Source organism: Oleiphilus sp. HI0132, assembly GCF_001635845.1.
This window is the reverse complement of the sequence record NZ_LWGJ01001736.1, coordinates 1-17,281: the sequence shown is the minus strand read 5'-3', so window position 1 is coordinate 17,281 and position 17,281 is coordinate 1. Positions and strand designations below refer to the sequence as shown.

General features: G+C 45.6%; 14 protein-coding genes. 10 read left to right on the top strand and 4 right to left on the bottom strand.

Annotated features, from left to right (window positions below):
- The first annotated feature begins 89 nt into the window (after window positions 1-89).
- The 6 genes from A3766_RS26580 (at window position 90) to A3766_RS26555 (ending at window position 8,815) form a co-directional block, all read left to right on the top strand.
- Window positions 90-1,328 (top strand): CsgG/HfaB family protein, encoded by a 1,239-nt coding sequence (locus A3766_RS26580; protein WP_068509475.1) that lies wholly within the window; start codon window positions 90-92, stop codon window positions 1,326-1,328.
- A gap of 164 nt (window positions 1,329-1,492) precedes the next feature.
- Window positions 1,493-2,398, top strand: a complete 906-nt coding sequence (locus A3766_RS26575; protein WP_068509477.1) for a hypothetical protein — start codon at window positions 1,493-1,495, stop codon at window positions 2,396-2,398.
- Window positions 2,399-2,458: 60 nt separating this feature from the next.
- Window positions 2,459-3,274 (top strand): mannosyl-3-phosphoglycerate phosphatase, encoded by an 816-nt coding sequence (locus A3766_RS26570; protein WP_068509480.1) that lies wholly within the window; start codon window positions 2,459-2,461, stop codon window positions 3,272-3,274.
- Window positions 3,275-3,287: 13 nt separating this feature from the next.
- Entirely contained in the window at window positions 3,288-4,514 is a 1,227-nt protein-coding gene (locus A3766_RS26565; RefSeq protein ID WP_068509482.1) for a glycosyl transferase, read from the top strand.
- Window positions 4,511-6,286: a sugar phosphorylase gene (locus A3766_RS26560; RefSeq protein WP_068509484.1), complete on the top strand. Its 1,776-nt coding sequence runs from the start codon at window positions 4,511-4,513 to the stop codon at window positions 6,284-6,286. The genes A3766_RS26565 and A3766_RS26560 overlap by 4 nt, the downstream gene beginning before the upstream one ends.
- Before the next feature lie 192 nt (window positions 6,287-6,478).
- Complete coding sequence (locus A3766_RS26555; RefSeq protein WP_197475884.1) at window positions 6,479-8,815, top strand: esterase-like activity of phytase family protein; 2,337 nt, start codon at window positions 6,479-6,481, stop codon at window positions 8,813-8,815.
- A 71-nt stretch (window positions 8,816-8,886) separates the two neighbouring features.
- Here A3766_RS26555 and A3766_RS26550 read toward each other — a convergent pair whose 3' ends face one another.
- From A3766_RS26550 to A3766_RS26540, 3 genes are all read right to left on the bottom strand, one after another.
- Window positions 8,887-10,185: an OFA family MFS transporter gene (locus A3766_RS26550; protein ID WP_068643310.1), complete on the bottom strand. Its 1,299-nt coding sequence runs from the start codon at window positions 10,183-10,185 to the stop codon at window positions 8,887-8,889.
- Between the two features lie 157 nt (window positions 10,186-10,342).
- The gene (locus tag A3766_RS26545) at window positions 10,343-11,209 is read right to left on the bottom strand and encodes an RNA pseudouridine synthase (protein WP_197470093.1); all 867 of its coding nucleotides are present in this window, start codon (window positions 11,207-11,209) and stop codon (window positions 10,343-10,345) included.
- Window positions 11,210-11,238: 29 nt separating this feature from the next.
- Window positions 11,239-11,925 (bottom strand): tRNA-uridine aminocarboxypropyltransferase, encoded by a 687-nt coding sequence (locus A3766_RS26540; protein ID WP_068509490.1) that lies wholly within the window; start codon window positions 11,923-11,925, stop codon window positions 11,239-11,241.
- Between the two features lie 435 nt (window positions 11,926-12,360).
- Here A3766_RS26540 and A3766_RS26535 point away from each other — a divergent pair, with 435 nt between their 5' ends.
- Complete coding sequence (locus A3766_RS26535) at window positions 12,361-12,795, top strand: group II truncated hemoglobin (RefSeq protein WP_068509492.1); 435 nt, start codon at window positions 12,361-12,363, stop codon at window positions 12,793-12,795.
- A complete protein-coding gene (locus A3766_RS26530; protein ID WP_068509494.1) occupies window positions 12,792-13,115 on the top strand; it encodes a hypothetical protein in 324 nt (107 codons plus the stop codon). The genes A3766_RS26535 and A3766_RS26530 overlap by 4 nt, the downstream gene beginning before the upstream one ends.
- A gap of 8 nt (window positions 13,116-13,123) precedes the next feature.
- Here the strand turns inward: A3766_RS26530 and A3766_RS26525 are convergent, their stop codons facing one another.
- Complete coding sequence (locus A3766_RS26525; RefSeq protein WP_068509510.1) at window positions 13,124-15,364, bottom strand: patatin-like phospholipase family protein; 2,241 nt, start codon at window positions 15,362-15,364, stop codon at window positions 13,124-13,126.
- Between the two features lie 180 nt (window positions 15,365-15,544).
- Between A3766_RS26525 and A3766_RS26520 the strand changes: the two genes are divergently transcribed.
- Both A3766_RS26520 and A3766_RS29295 read left to right on the top strand, forming a co-directional pair.
- Entirely contained in the window at window positions 15,545-16,780 is a 1,236-nt protein-coding gene (locus tag A3766_RS26520) for a DEAD/DEAH box helicase (protein WP_197469805.1), read from the top strand.
- 5 nt (window positions 16,781-16,785) lie between these two features.
- Window positions 16,786-17,281, top strand: a 496-nt coding sequence (locus A3766_RS29295) for an MBL fold metallo-hydrolase (RefSeq protein ID WP_197479769.1), incomplete at its 3' end; no start/stop codon positions are given.

Genomic DNA, 17,281 nt, shown 5'->3' with positions numbered 1-17,281 from the left:
TTTAAAAGGAAGTCGGAATTAACCCCATCAAATCAATAAGCGTTATATCCATAACTATCGCATCAATCTTGCTATCTGCTTGTAGCACCATGCCTTCCCTAGGTGGTGGCGGAAGCGGTGTCGTTACTGGCAGTGCTGCTGGTGAAAGTAGCGTAGATAACAACACAGAACTCGAAAAGTGTGAAGAAACACTCGGCACACTGTCTATCTTTGAAGATACCTCACTACCATGGTGGGGAACTTACAAACAGCAATATCCAAGACTAGGAAGTACTGTCCCGGTCCTAAGACTCATGATTCAGCAATCAAACTGTTTTGTCATCGTTGAACGTGGCGCGGCAATGAATGCAATGAACCGTGAACGTCAACTAATGAATTCTGGTCAACTGCGCTCTGGTAGTAATTTTGGCGGCGGTCAAATGGTAGCAGCTGATTTTACACTTAGCCCCTCTGTCTTGTTTGCAGAAAAAACCGGCGGGTTTGGCGCAGTACTTGGCAGTTTCGGATCACTAGGCAAGCTTGCGGCCGGTCAAATGAGTTCAAATGAAGCCGAAACCAATTTAACGCTTATCGAAAACCGTTCTGGTGTTCAGGTTTCTTCGGCAAATGGTAGCGCTGAAAACAATGACTTCGGTTTCCTTGGCGGCCTATTTGGTGGCGGTGCTGCTGTCGGCGTAGGTGGATTTTCTAAGACTCCTGAAGGTAAGGTTGTTACCGCAGCCTTCGCTGACTCCTTCAATGAAATGGTTAAGGCTCTTCGCGTATACAAAGCCCAAACGGTAAAAGGCGGACTAGGTAAAGGTGGTCGTCTAACGATCGGTGGTGAAGACGACCCAATGCCCCAAGCAACTCAGCAATACACTGCACCTGTTGTCACCCCTGTCGTTGCTGCAGCACCTGTCGTTAATGTTAGAACACGTAATGTAAATATTAGCGTCGACAACTACGATGAAGACGCAATGGAAGATTACTACAAAGCACTTAAGCGCAGTGTGGAGCATATGGGAACATTTGCCTCAATGACTCCCCAGCAAATTGAAGCTATGAAGAATCACCCCGATATGCACGGTATGGGAGCACTCGCCATGTCAATGATTTGGGGAGGCCCGCATGTTTCTCAACTAGAAACTGCACAAATTGAACTCGAATCATGGCCTCAGCAAGCCAAAGAGCAAGCCTGGTCTGCTTATGGCAGCCGCATAATGAAGTACAACAAGATCTTTGAGCGTCACAGACAACGCATCATCTCAAATGGTGCCTACGATGATAGTATTTACCATCAGTTGAATGCGATTGAATTGGTTAATGAAGAAAATCTGTTCCGTTAGGCGCTAAGTTAGCCCATGCCTCCCAGACGTTTTAAGGGAGGCATGGTTCCTTATTTAAAGCTGTCTCCCCCTGATCCAATCAAAAGCTTCTTCCGTAACTTAAAAACCGGAACGGTTAATGCATTATCCCACTTATATTATTGAGTAGTGATAGGCTCCCTACCATGAAGACAGCTGACAAACAGGCATTTATAAAGGGCAACAAGCTACCTGAGTCCTATTTAACTCAGGCCTCAATTTGGTTTGACCCGCTGGTTAAGACTATTATCAAGCACCATAAAGGTGCACAAAAAACCATAATTGTTGGATTAAATGGTTGCCAAGGCTCTGGAAAGACTACTTTGGCAGACTACCTTTCCCTGTCGTTCCAGGCCGAAGGTTTAAAGAGTCTATCCATCTCTATCGACGACTTTTACCTTACGCACGACCAACGCCAGCACTTGGCACGCGACATTCACCCCATGCTTAAAACACGAGGCGTGCCCGGCACCCACGACCTAAATTTGGCCCTGAATACACTGCATGCACTAAAAAGTCACAACCAAGAGATCTCTATACCTCGATTCGATAAAGCTACCGATGATCGCTTTCCAGAATGCAGCTGGCCAAAAGTAGAAGCACCTTTAGATATAATTATTTTGGAAGGCTGGTGTCTGGGGATCCCCGCTCAAGCTGAGGAGCGACTTAAAGAAGCAATCAACAAACTTGAATCAACACAAGACGAAAGTGGCACTTGGCGACAATATGTCAACGATCAACTCTCAAGCCACTATCCGTCTTTATGGAATCAAATTGATTGCTTGATCATGTTACAAGCGCCAAGCTTCGACTGTGTATATCAGTGGCGACTGGAACAAGAAGAGAAACTTCGTCAGAAAAGCTCTTTTGATACGGATCAAACACACAGCAAAATCATGAGCCCTGAGGAAGTCGAAACATTTATTCAGCACTATGAGCGCCTGACTAGACATAGTTTAGATTGCCTTCCTGAGCACTGCCATCACGTACTGAATCTGGACAATTCACGAAAGGTTGTAAAGCACCTTATGCCTAGAGGTTTAGACATTTAAACTCTAGGACAAAGTTAGTTAAACTCTTGATTGAAGAGAATAGAGTAAAGGAGAATCAATATGAAGCAATGGTTAATATTTACTGATTTAGATGGCTCCTTACTAGACCATGAAAGCTATCAATATGCCGAAGCCAAAGCCTTGCTGGGGAAACTAAAGGCAGATCATATTCCTGTTATTTTTGCCACCAGTAAAACTCGTACCGAGGTGCTCAAGCTCAGAAAAGCAATCAAAAACCAGCAACCGTTTATTGTTGAAAATGGCGCTGCTGTCTTGATCCCTACGGACTATTTTCCCTGTAAACCAGAAGCTTGCTACGAGCAAAACGGATACTGGGTTTATGGCTTATCAGAAACACGTCAACACTGGCTCGGTATTCTCGAACAAGCCAAAAAGGATTTTCCGCAGCAATTTAACCATTTTGCAGCGATGAGCGAGCAAGCGCTTGCCGAGCTAACAGGGCTTAGCGTCGAGCAAGCCAAGCAAGCGAATGAGCGCGAGTACAGTGAGCCAATTCAATGGCTAGGCAATCATTCCGATAAGCAATCCTTCATTACTTATCTGGAAAATAAGGGAGGCACCGTTCTTCAAGGAGGGCGTTTCCTATGCTTGAACGGAGATCACGATAAAGGCCGAGCCTTATCTTGGCTGGTCAAACAGTTCATTAATTTTTCCATTCCCTGCGACTTAAAAACACTCGCAATTGGCGATAGTCTTAATGATGTCGCCATGTTGGAGCTTGCTGATAGAGCGCTCATTATCCGCTCTCCAGCTCACGCTCCACCAAGTTTAGCCCGTACTAGTGGCTACCAAGTTAGCGAGCATTGTGGCCCGAAAGGCTGGGCCCAAGGCGTAAACAACATTATCTACAGTTAGAGAGAAAATCATTATGGCTGATTTCTATCAAAACGGCATTGTCACCACCCTACACAACCTATCACGTCGCCCTCTGGATGATTTGGAAGATGAGTTAAGGGGCTTTAGTAAACAACGCCCCATGTCCTTGATTCTTCCATCTCTTTTCTCCGAACTCGAAGGTGAGGCACTACCCAAGATCGTCAGCCACCTCGAAGGTGCCGACTATCTATCAGAAATCGTTATTGGCTTAGATCGAGCTAACGAGGCGCAGTACCGGCACGCTTTAAAGTTCTTTGGCCAATTACCGCAACATCACCGCGTCCTCTGGAATGAAGGTCCACGACTCAAAGCGATTGATGCTGAATTACAAGCCTTAAACCTGGCACCAAAAGAGTTAGGAAAAGGACGAAATGTTTGGTACTGCATGGGCTACACGCTAGCGTCTGACCGATCTGAATCAGTCGCTCTGCACGATTGCGACATTGTTACCTATGACAGAGAACTATTAGCAAGACTGATCTACCCGGTTGCCAACCCTCGCTTCAACTATGAGTTCTGTAAAGGTTTCTATGCTCGCGTTGCTGAAGGCAAAATAAATGGCCGCGTTAGCCGTTTGCTGGTAACGCCGCTATTACGAGCCTTAAAGAAAGTCTATGGCGAATTAGAGTATCTACAATTTATGGATAGCTTTCGTTACCCACTCGCCGGTGAGTTTTCCTTCCGTAAAGATGTGCTTAACGACATTCGCATTCCCAGCGACTGGGGTTTGGAAATAGGTGTGCTTTCTGAGATGCACCGCAACTACGCCAACAATAGGCTGTGCCAGGTAGACATTGCCGATGTTTACGACCACAAACACCAGGACTTGTCAGCTGAAAATGATCAGGGAGGCTTATCCAAGATGTCGATCGATATCTCAAAGGCCTTATTTAGAAAACTGGCAACTCACGGCAAGACCTTTAACACTGAAACATTCCGCTCAATTAAAGCGACCTACTTTAGAATCGCGCTCGATTTTGTCGAAACTTATCACAACGATGCTTTGATGAATGGCTTGTCGCTGGATATTCATCAGGAAGAAAAAGCCGTCGAGCTTTTTGCTCACAACATCATGAAAGCTGGTGAAGCCTTCCTCGAGAAGCCGATGGATACCCCTTTCATTCCTAGTTGGAACAGAGTTATTAGCGCCAAGCCCGATATTCTCGAAAGACTATATGCAGCGGTGGAGGCTGACAATAAGGAGTTTTTCTCACAATGAACTCTATATACTCGGCTCTAGTCCAGCAAGCTCAACACTTGCTGGACGTTATTTATCATGACATCGAACTAAACGAGAGCACCGCCTCTCTAACAGATAGCGCGCTTAAGGAAATGAGGCTAGATACTAGCTGCCAGACACCAGGGGATCACCAGACATTATGGGATCAATCAACAACGTGCATGATTACTTATGGCGACACATTTCTTGTCGATGGGGAAAAACCTCTCCATACACTCAAGCACTTTCTTGACGAGCACTGTGAAAGCACCATTAATTCAGTTCATATCCTGCCTTTTTTCCCCTATAGCTCAGACGATGGCTTTGCGGTCATGGATTTTTCAAGCGTTAATGAAGCCTTAGGCGATTGGCCCGATATCCAGGACATCGCCAGCCACTATAAGCTTATGAGTGATCTGGTGATTAACCATTGCTCTAGCCGTAGTGTCTGGTTTCAGAACTTTATTAAAGCCGAAGGCCCTGGACACGATTACTTTTTTACCGAAGACCCGGAAACAGACCTAAGCGCTGTCGTTAGGCCCAGAACAAGCCCACTACTTAGAAAAACTGAAACGCCTTACGGCACGCAACACGTATGGTGTACCTTTAGTCATGATCAGGTCGACTTCGATTTCAGAAACCCTCGGGTATTACTGCAATTCATCAAGATCATTAGACACTACCTCGATATGGGCGTTCGAGTATTTCGCCTGGATGCTATTGCCTTTCTATGGAAGCGTGCCGGTACTAGCAGTATCAATCTGGAAGAAACACATAACGTCGTTCGCCTGCTTCGTTTGTTAATCGAACATGCTCAGCCCGATGCCATTATTATCACTGAGACTAACATTCCCAATAGAGAAAACTTGTCGTACTTTGGTAATGCTAACGAAGCGCATTGTGTTTATAACTTCGCTTTGCCCCCCTTATTGCTGAATACCTTAATCAGTGGGAACTGTCATCACTTGAAGCTGTGGCTGATGAGCATGCCTCCGGCACAGCACGGCACTTGCTATTTCAACTTCATTGCCTCTCATGACGGTATTGGCTTACGGCCAATTGAAGGAATTCTCAACGAAGATGAGGTACAAAATCTAGTAGAAACCATGCAAAGCTTCGGAGGACAAATCTCATGGCGAGCACTGGACAGCGTAGATGGTCGAAATACCGAAACGCCTTCTCGCAAACCATACGAAATCAATATCTCACTATTCGATGCGCTACAAGGCACGACAGAAGGAAAAGATCAATTCGGTATCGAACGTTTTCTCTGTGCACATACCATTATGTTTGGCTTAGAGGGCATTCCGGGTATTTATGTCCATAGCTTGCTAGCCACCCAAAACGACTATAAGCGAATGGAGAACACCGGCCATAATCGATCTATTAACAGACACCAGTGGGACTATACAGATTTAACTACGCAGCTTAACGAAAACACGCATCACCAGCGTGTCTTCAGCGAAATAAAACGTCTGCTAAAAATCCGACAACAACATGCTGCCTTTCACCCTAATGCAGTGCAATTCACTTTGCACCTGGGGGATAAAATATTCGCCTATTGGCGTCAGTCTCCAGACAGAAAGCAAAGCATTTTTTGTATATCGAACATCAGCAAGGAGTCACAGCAACTTGCGATAGCTGACATTAATCTGGTCGATACTCAAGCATGGTGCAACTTAATCAGTGGGCAAGAGCTTAGCAAAGCTGATAACACAATCGATTTAGCGCCTTATCAGACAATCTGGTTATCAAACCTCTGTGCTCTCTAGCCCGGCTAAATCAACTCGCCTCCTGTTTCGACTAGTCATTTTTCTATAGAAACAGGAAGGCTCCACTCCTTGCATATAAGTACCGTCACCAAAGTGACTTAAAAGAGACATAAATTTGTAGCACTCTCGAAACATAATTCCCTCTTCAGTAAAAACACCTATCGTTAAATGGAAAGGAAAATTATGCACTCTATGAATATGTTTAAGAAAACGGCTCTCGCTCTCGCCATTTCAAGCCCCCTCTTGTTAGCAGGTTGCAGCGATGACGATAAAGACTCCTCGTCAGTCAAAAACTTCAATAGAGTGGCGACTTTCCACGTATGTGAGCAGATCAATACTCAATGTAATGACGACACCGAAACCGTTGCAGAAATTGTTGCCGCAAGCACTGACGGACAAACGTTAATCTATACTGACAGCGAGCAAGAACAGCTAGGCTTCGTCGATATTTCTACTATTGAGTCTCCGGCTGCTGCAGGCACATTCGCACTCAATGGCGAGCCAACATCAGTAGCGATCAAAGGAGAGTACGCTCTCGCGGCTGTAAACACTTCAACAGACTACGTCACGGTATCGGGCGAGCTAGCTGTCATTAATATTGCGAGTAAAACTCTAGTTAGAACGATCGCTCTTGGCGGCCAACCAGACTCTATCGCAGTCAGCCCGGACAGCATGTATGCACTTGTGATTCTTGAAAACGAGCGTGATGAAGATCTAGGCGATGGTGCGCCACCGCAGCTTCCAGCTGGCGAGCTGGTTATTCTTAACCTAAGCGGTGAACCTGCTGATTGGACAAGCCAAACTCTAGACATCACCGGAATTGCTGACCTGTACGCAGCAGACCCTGAGCCAGAATATGTCGATATCAACAGTGACAATATCGCTGTTGTCACACTTCAGGAAAACAACCACATTTTATTAGTTGACCTGGAAACAGCCACGGTTAGCGCAGACTTCTCAGCGGGTACCGTTGATCTTGAAAACATCGACAACACAGAAGAAGATGCCGCCATTATTTCATTAAGCGAGAGCTTAAACGATATTCCTCGTGAGCCTGATGGCGTATCTTGGATTGACACTGAATATTTCGCCACTGCCGATGAAGGTGATTTAGACGGTGGCAGCCGTGGCTTCACAATCTTCAACAAGCAAGGTGAAGTGGTTTACTCTTCCGGCAACGACCTGGACCACATGGCAGTTCGCTTCGGCCACTACCCAGATGCTCGTTCTGGAAACAAAGGTAACGAGCCTGAGAATATCGAAGTTGCTAGCTTCGGTGGTACGCCTTACTTATTCGTCAACTCTGAACGTGCTAACCTAGTATTTGTTTACGATGTCAGTAACCCAGAGCAGCCTGTATACAAGCAAACCCTACCTGCGGGTGTGGGCCCTGAAGGTGGCTTGGCTATCCCTGATAGAAACCTACTGGTTGTCGCCAGTGAAAAAGATGATCGTGGTGATAAGTTCCGTGCGGCATTGAATATCTATCAGCGCTCTAGCGCAGATGCAAGCTACCCAACAATCGAGTCAACTAATCGAGTCGATGAGACACCCATACCTTGGAGCGCACTATCTGGTTTGGCAGCAAGCCCAACAGATGAAAACATGCTTTATTCCATCGAAGACAGCTTCTATGGTCAAAGTCGTATTTTCGGTATTGACGTCAGCACCACACCCGCTCAGCTGAACCAGGAAGTCACAATCAAAGATAGCAATAATATCTTTGCAGCCATTTCCAGAAGCGTTTTGGCAGATGATTCGGTTGATGCTGACGATGCAACACGCGTCAGTGTTTTCGATGAAGCAGACCTAGCGCTACTGATCAATGATGACAACAGCGTCAATATTGACCCTGAAGGTATAGCCGTTGCCAGCGATGGCGGTTTCTGGGTTGCTTCTGAAGGTTCAGGTACACAAGGGGATGCAGGACGACCAATCAATAGCTTGAACTTCATATTCAAAACCGATGCGAATGGCGTCATTGAAGAAGTTATCACACTGCCACAATCAGTGAATGATATTCAAGTACGCTTCGGCTTTGAAGGCATCACTGAATATAACGGTTCAGTCTATGTAGCAATTCAGCGCGCTTGGGGCGATGAAGCGAATCCACGCATTGGTGCTTACAATACGACAAGTGAGCAGTGGAGCTTCTTCTTCTACCCTCTCGATACTGCCGAGTCGCAAAATGGTGGCTGGGTTGGTTTATCTGATATCACCTCGATTGGCGACGGTAAGTTCCTAATGCTTGAGCGTGATAACCAGGGCGGCAAAGATGCAGCCATTAAGCGCATCTATGAGTTTGACGTATCTGCACTGAGCGATGGCGACACCATTAGCAAGACTCTGGTCAGAGATCTTATTGCTGAAGGTGACTTGTCTGCGCCAGGTGGAGCGACTTACGAGAAAATGGAAGGCTTAGCCGTAACTGCAGACAATACTGTTTATGTCGTCAATGACAATGACGGTGTTGATGATAGCAATGGTGAGACGCAGTTAATCAACTTAGGTAATGATTTACTAAACTAAGTGTTAAACAGGTTTAGTCTTACTTAAACAAAAGGGGCCGGTCGATTTAGACCCGCCCCTTTTTTCATGCTCTAGGCAACACTCTTAGGTTCTTTCATTCGTAATGCAACGAAAGCGGCAATCGCCAGTAGAATTCCAGCCACGATAAATGACCAGACATAGGATCCGGTACTCGCGACTATCGCTCCCGATATTTTGGTCATCACAAAACCGCCTATTCCCCACGAAGTAAACAGAAGGCCATAATTGATACCAAAGGACTTCAAGCCCCACCAACCCTTACAAAAGGCAGGAAAAAGCGCCAGATTGGTACCGTAATTAAAGCCAATAAAGGTCGCCGACAAGACAATAAAGAACGCCATCGCCCCCTCACTAGAGACGACGAATATCGCCAGAAACATATTCAAAGACTGAAGCGCCAGGAAGATTTCCAAGGCAAGGTTTTTACCCATGGCATCAGACACCACGCCAGCAATAATCCGTCCTGAGGCATTACCTACCGCCATGATGGCGACGACGATAAACGCAGCGTTACCCATACTTTGCTTCGCCATCCCAGCCACGCTACCAATCACCATTAGCCCGGCTCCAGCGCCAATAAAATACAGAAACCAGAGTTTCCAAAATGAAGCCGTTTTAATAACCAGTGATGCATCCATGGATCTTTCAGGCTCACTGCGTTGAACCGGTTCCAAGTCTTCTTGCTCTGTTTTGGCAGGCAGTTCTTTAACTACATTCTGATCCGAAGATTCTGGTTCAGCAGGAACATAGCCCTCAGGCGGATTCTTAAGAAAACGGGATAGAATGCTTAAGGCAATAAAGAATGCAGCGCCAAAAAACATCATGGTGCTTTGCAAACCCCACTCACCAACAAGGTAAGAAGCCAAGGGGGCAATATAGACAGGTGCCAAGCCAAAGCCTGCAACGACCAAACCCGCAATAAGTCCGGTCTGCCCGCCGGGGAACCACTTCAGTGCAGGTGGCGTAGCCGAAGCATAACCAAAACCGATACCTGCACCGGTGAGCACACCAAAACCAAGCACCCAAGCTGTATAACTCGTGCTTTGCGAAATCACCAGCAAACCTGCACCCACTAACACGCCACCAATCAGTGCCGTTACCCTGGGCCCTAATAAGTCCTGGCACTTACCCGCCAGAATCATCGTAAAGGCAAACACTAAACAGCAGATGGCATAAGGATCGCCAACCGAAGCTCTGTCCCAATTAAATCCACCGGCACCGCCCGCTTCAATTGATTCAACAATCTTGGATTGATAAATGCTCCAGGTATAAAGCACCCCTAGAGCCAGGTTGATCCCTGTACCCGCGATGGCTACCTTCCACCCCGGATTCTTTAGTATTTCAGACATATCCCTTCCTTATCTCTACGAACATGAAGACCGCCTTTAGGAGGCGAGTGAGATTTTTTTATTGAGTGCTCAATATAGTCTGAGTACGGCAGAAGAAAATGACGGGAGTCAACAGGTGCGTAGATTAGGCTTAGTTTTTGAAAAATTGGAATAGTGCCTAGAGACAAAGATGATCTTGCTCAGCGACTTTGAAACTCTGTTTACAATGTTCAAACGGGCAGTCAAAACTCAGTGATACCGACTGCAATTGCAGATCCCTAACACCCTCAGCTTCCGTGTCACATGATTTACCATATAGCCGGTCGCCAACAATCGGGTAGCCTAAGGAGGAGATGTGTTGGCGAATTTGGTGCTTGCGGCCCGTTAGTAATCTAACGTCAAGTAGGGAATACTCGCCCTTACCTTCAACATAAGAAAACATACTACATGCGGCTTTACCCTCCACAGGGCTATTTACTTCATAGTCTTGCGGGAAGATAGAAAAATCACCGTGCACAATTGCCTGGTAGCGTTTATCAACCCTCCCCTGACTAAACATCTCACTAAAGCATTGCGCAGCTTTTTTACTATGACATAAAACCATTAAACCCGTGGTTGCTCTGTCCAACCGATGGACTAGAAAGACAGGTCGTTCATGGGTATTGCTAAGCTTAGCAAGGTTTACTTCTACCCAACGATTAATACTGGCAAAGTCTCCCCATCGGCTTCCCTGGCAGTTCAGGCCATAGGGTTTGAACCAAATACTGTAATCATAAGCATCATGGATCAACTTTGGTTCAGGGATAGCTTGCCTGAGAACTTCAGCGTTATAATTAAGTTCAAGCTCATCACCAGCCTTTAGCGCCTTACTAGCTCGCCTTAAACGCTGCTTCCCCTTCCCTCGATGCAACCATACAGCGCCTTTTTGCATGGCGTCTTTTATCTTGGCTTGCGAGAGATTCGTATGACTGGCGAGTATCTGGCTTGCCTTAATGTGGCAATTACTTTCATCGAGCGTTAGTTTGAATTCGACTATTTCTGTCACATTATTAACCTTAGATTAAAGACACAATATTAGCGTTTAAGAATGATATTCGCCTTACCCGCCAAATAACGCTCTCGAAAGAGTTTAAAGTATTTATCCAAGCTTTGCGCAGCTTCATGCTCACCCGCCAACTTCAGTACTTCAACACCCACTTCGGCCGTACATAACTGATGATCCTGTGATGCTTCGCGCAGCTGATAATTTGACACCTTTTCAGGGCTAATCCCCAACACAGGAAAAGGCCGAAGATAAGCACTACGAAACATTTTTTTAGCCTCTCGCCAAGTTCCATCTAAGATAATAAATAAAGGCCTCTTGCCATGCACTTGACTCTCTATTTCAACCGGGTTTCGAATACACTGATCAGCTTCTGCATACTCATGAGGAAAGACCACGATAGGAAAGTAATCTGGATTCTCCAATAGATCGCGCAAAGCAGCCTCCTGCTCGGTACGTTGCCACTGGAAAGCATAATTGTCAGGGATAAGATCTGCGATGATGCGTCCGGTATTACTGGGCTTAAATACTTCCCCCTGATAGAGAATAAAACAAAATGCACAAGCAGCCTCAACAACGGGTCGCTCTGCACAGATGCAATGATGCTCAACTAATAGGCATGACGGGCACCTTTCTAACTTGCTACCACGAGCAGAAAAAGGCCGATGTATCTTTTTACTCTGCTCATCTCGTAATTTTGAGACTGCATTAAGGTGCATAACTCTCCGACTTCTTTGCAATTTTAAGGATTCTAATGACTGAATTGTAAACCATAATAAAACACGCACTTAGGCGTTTTACAGGCTGGTCTGCTTAGTTTAACTTTAATGGCATCTTAATTACTTAATAATTCAAACCTTTTTATTAAACGAATCCGCCCTTCCAGATAAGCCAATCACGATTTAGTATCACTCAATTTGACTTCAAGATTTTTCACGTCATTATTAAGCACATGACAAGCTCAGAAACTAAACGCCCTTATCAAATCTCCAATCGTGCTGAATCAACTGCTCAAACTATTTGTGGCCGCGACTGAATTATACCTCTGGAAGTGATGAGGCATGGTTTAAATCAGGGCACTGAACAAACTGACAAAACATTGCTTAAGCTAGTAAAGGCTTGGTAAGTGTGAGAAAACAAAGTTAGATAACTTAATGAATATTAGCGATAAACAGTATGGCCAAGGTGACTCGACCTTTGTTGCCGCAGGCGGTGAACCGGGACTGACACGTTTAGTTGATACGTTCTATTTAATGATGGATACCCTACCCGAAGCACAAGTCATTCGGAAAATGCACCCTGAAGATTTGACTCTATCCCGACAGAAGCTCACCTACTTCCTGGCCGGGTGGATGGGTGGACCGCGTTTGTATATGCAACACTTTGGATCGATTAGCATCCCTAAAGTACATAGCCACCTCACCATAGATAGTGAAGAAAGAGACGCCTGGATGCTATGTATGGAGAAAGCTCTCGACACTCTCGAATACCCAGAGTCTTTCAAAAGCTATTTATTAGAACAGCTATTTAGACCTGCAGAGATGATTCATCAAACCAGCCACAGCAAACATGACGAGGAGCCTTCGTGAGCACAACCCCCTTATCCATTCTCTCCGACCTGGCCACCGACACTCACGTAAAAATCCAGCAAGAGCACGCCAACATTAATCCGGTTGTCGGTGTCAGCAAAAATATGCGAGCTAACGGGATTCCGGCCGACGTCATGACAATTGATTGTCTGAAAAGTGGTAAACGAATCATCTTGATTCTGCATGATGAACAGCCCGAACAGCTTATGTATCAGTTCGCTTACCGAGATAAGGACCCTGATGATGCATTTCAGCAAATCAAGCTGGCAGATATAAGCGTCGACCTACTCTATACCTGGATAGTGGAATACTTCTCTTAGCGGCAAACTTACAGCTCGTAACCCAGGTAAAAGTATACCGAGCTGGCACCATGATCATTGGCACCGTAGCCCAAAGCAACTGGGCCCATTATGGTGTCGGTGCCTAGATAGATACTACCACCATAAATAAGCTCTTCGAGGTCGACTTTCTCATCCTGTCTCCACACATTCCCAGCTTCTGCGCTAAGTCCTACGTATAAGGGCAAACCTGTTTTTCTAATAAAGCCTCCACGTAAGTCGTATTGATAAATCAATGCCATAAAGGCCTTATGCGGCCCGCTCAGGTCTCGCTCGTTAAAACCGGACAGGTTTAAAAAACCACCTAAAGAAGCATTGTTAACACTGTGTTCGCCATCATCTACGAACATCTTATTAAAAGCAGCCTTGCCTACAAAGGCATGGCTATCAATACTAATCGCGCCCTTCCACTCAAAGCCAAGCTGAGTAGACTGGACGCCGAAATCACTTTGCCCTCCATCTTGAAGCGTTACATTATCAGCATCTTCTTCTTTATGAATAAGGGAAAGCTCAATTCGATTTCCTTCTGTTGGAAAGCTGGCACTATTTAAGCTGTCATAACCCAGTTTAAGATAAGCTCCATACGTGTCATAGTTTATCTTTTTGGAGAGTAAATAGTCATTATCCAAACTCCCCACTTCAGCCAAACCGCCCACTTCAAGTATTCCATTCCTGGAAAAGTTAAACCCCAAACCCGCCCGAAGCTGATGAATATTCTGCTCGACAGTTAAGGGAAGAACATTGAGGTCAAGTAGACGCCAGTCAACAGACTCGAAGGCATAGCGACCTAAAGTATAAAAAGTACGGGATTTTGTTAGTGGCCAATATAACTCCGTATTTAACTCAGGATCACTTCCCAGCTCTAGTTGCGAACGCCACTCTCCACCATTAACGCTTAGGTTAGTCGCGGTATAAGCCAAATCAAGATCCGTCTTTGACTGATCGGTAAAATTGGTTTCCCAGCCCAAGCCAAACTCAAGGAAGTTCGGCCCCCAATCTTTTCCTTCGGCAGTAACTATGACACTGTGCTGATCGTTCTCGGGGATTATTCTGGCATCAACTCGCTGAAACTCATCAAGGGAATATACTCGACTTAATGCCTGGTTAAGTTGACTCGGACTTAACTTCTCACCCGCTTTTAAATCCAGGTTTTCTGAAATAATACTTTGATGAGCATTGGAGTGGTTATCTATTCTAATCTGTTTAAATGCTTCTTTTTGCACACGCACCAAACGGTTTTTCACCCTCTCTTTTGCCAACAGGTAAGACTGATACTCTGCCTCCGAAAGTGACAAAGCCTGCAATGACAACAAATGATATTCAGCCGCTTCAAGACCTTCTTGTATTCCCAAGTGAAAGGTTGACCAATCAGTCGTACTCAAATTATCAATATCAGGCTTTATTAGAATATCTTCAGCCGCCAGGTGTGCCTTTTGTTTTTCAGTCGAGGCCACGGTGAGAAAGTTAGAGAGCTGCCCCAAGATAGAAAAAGTATCAGTCAAGGATTCAGGCTTAGCTAACTCATCCCCGATATCTACTGCGATAACGATATCCGCCCCCATTTGTTTCACGACATCTATTGGAACGTTATTTACCAAACCACCATCAACTAACAACTGCCCGTCCCAGTTTACAGGTGCCAACACACCAGGCACATTGGCCGAGGCTCTCATAGCACTAAGTAGGTCTCCGTGATCTAGTGTAACTTGCTCGTTGCGGCTCAGGTCGGTCGCAATTGCTCGATAAGGTATCGACAGCTGATCAAAGCTCGATAGCACCGGCACCATACCAAAGGTCTCACGTAATAGCTGCGCGGCACGCTGACCATACAACAAACCACTTGGCGAGGTAATTTGGTAATCACGCAGCCCTATATCCAAGGGTACATTAAATTGGTCTCTTTGCTTTAAGCGATAAGGTAAATCTTGACGAGGAATCGAGTCTGAGTAACCTTCCTCCCACGTAGTAGCCATCATCTTCTTCTCAATCTCTGCCGCGCTGTAACCCATGGCATATAGGCCACCTACGATCGAGCCAATACTGGTGCCCGCTATGTAATCAACAGGAATCTGCTCACGCTCTAAGGCTTTAAGCACACCAACATGAGCACCGCCTTTGGCACCACCTCCTCCCAAAGCCAAACCAATTTTGGGTCGTGCAAAAAGGCTGGTAGAAATAAGCAAAAGAATAAGGAAAACCAGGGAAAAAAGGTGAATTAGCTTGGTATTCATATATGATTTGTTCAACATTAGATTGTTAGTATTGGGAAGAAGTCTAGAGTAAAGCGCGCAATCAGATAGAATCAAGTATCTACTTGTTTATTTTAATACTTCTCGATTTCTCTCCTTTCTTCTAATAACTCTTGCTCTAATTTGGTATTATCCGCTTCACATTCGAAGAGGGTAATATTTGTGTTCAGTGAACTCGAAGACAGTTTAATTCAAGCAATAGAAGAAGCAGGTTTTAAAGAACCGACTGAAGTTCAGGAAAAAACCCTGGTTGACGCGCTCGATGGCGAAGACTTATTTGTCAGCGCTGAGACAGGTAGTGGTAAAACGGCTGCCTATCTACTCCCTACCTTCGACCAAATAATGCATGAAGAAGGCGGTGACATACTTGCCCTGGTATTGGTTCCTACACGTGAACTCGCCCAACAAGTGCTTAAGCAGGCAAAACAGCTAGCTCGCTTTACAGCACTTAAGTTGGGTCATATCGGTGGCGGTACTGACATCCACAAACAGACCGAAATCATTCAAAACCCGCCACACTTTATCGTGGCAACACCGGGGCGTTTGTCTGAATTGCTTGCCAGAGACCTGTTAGACCTTTCTTCGGTAGACATCCTGATACTTGATGAAGCAGACCGCTTACTCGACATGGGCTTTAGCGATGAGATTCTATCTATTTCAGAACACTGTCATCAACGGCGTCAAACGCAGCTCTATTCAGCAACACTAGCCAATAAAGCACTTCGAGGCCTGGCAGACCAGTTGCTAGATGAGCCAAAAGTGTATGAGCTAAACCAAACAAGCGATACTCACACATCAATTGATCAGCAAATCATCTTTGCTGACGATAACGCTCACAAATACCAACTACTATGCTGGCTACTAAGAAACGAAACATATCGTCACAGCATTGTCTTTTGTAACTCGAAAGAGCAAGTAGATCAGGTTTACCGTGTCATGCAGCAACAAGAAATTAGCGCTGGTGTATTACACGGAGACAAAGACCAGAAACAACGAAATCTCGTGATGAGCAAAATGCGCCGTAACGAGCTGAAAGTAATGGTCGCTACAGATATTGCTGCACGAGGTATTGATATTGAAGGCATGGATCTGGTGATCAACTTCGAAATGCCGAGGCGTGGTGAGATATATGTCCACCGTATAGGTCGCACCGGCAGAGCGGGCGAAAAGGGTTTAGCCATCACCCTTATTTCCGCGCCTGAATTTAACCTTATGGCCGGTATAGAGCGTTTTCTAAAGCAGACCTTCAAGCGACGTAAAGTTAAAGAGCTTGAAGGTCACTATAAAGGCCCGAAAAAACTCAAAGCTTCCGGAAAAGCGGCTGGTTCTAAGAAGAAAAAGAAAACCTCTGGAAAGAAAACAAGCGCCAAGAAAAAATCAGTTAAACGAAAGAAATAGCACAAGTGTCGACAAGCAAGCGCCCCCAACATCATCTACCAGTAGGAGGGTTTCGAAACCCTCCCGGCAGCCCAAAACGCACTAGTAGCACTTGGGAAGCAATACGCTTCTTTACCACCTTCCCCTTCGCAAATAGAATGCCTTCTATACCTGAAGGCCACATTCTGCCCAAGGAGCAAGTGGAGCAGCAATACCGCGATACACCGCAACCTAGCATCACCTGGATAGGTCATGCAGCCTTTATCCTCCGCCTAAACAACAAAGTTATCATTACCGACCCCTTCTTGAGTGAAGTTGCTGGCCTTGGTTCTTTAGGCCCCAAACGTTTTGTGCCTTCTGCATTTGACGCCAAGTCATTACCCCAAGCCGATATCATAGCCATCAGCCACAACCACTATGACCACTTAGATGACTTAGCCCTTCGAGCCTACCCCTACAAAAAAGAAACTTTAGTCATCGTACCCTTGGGCCTTAAGCGCTTCTTAACATCGCGAGGCTACA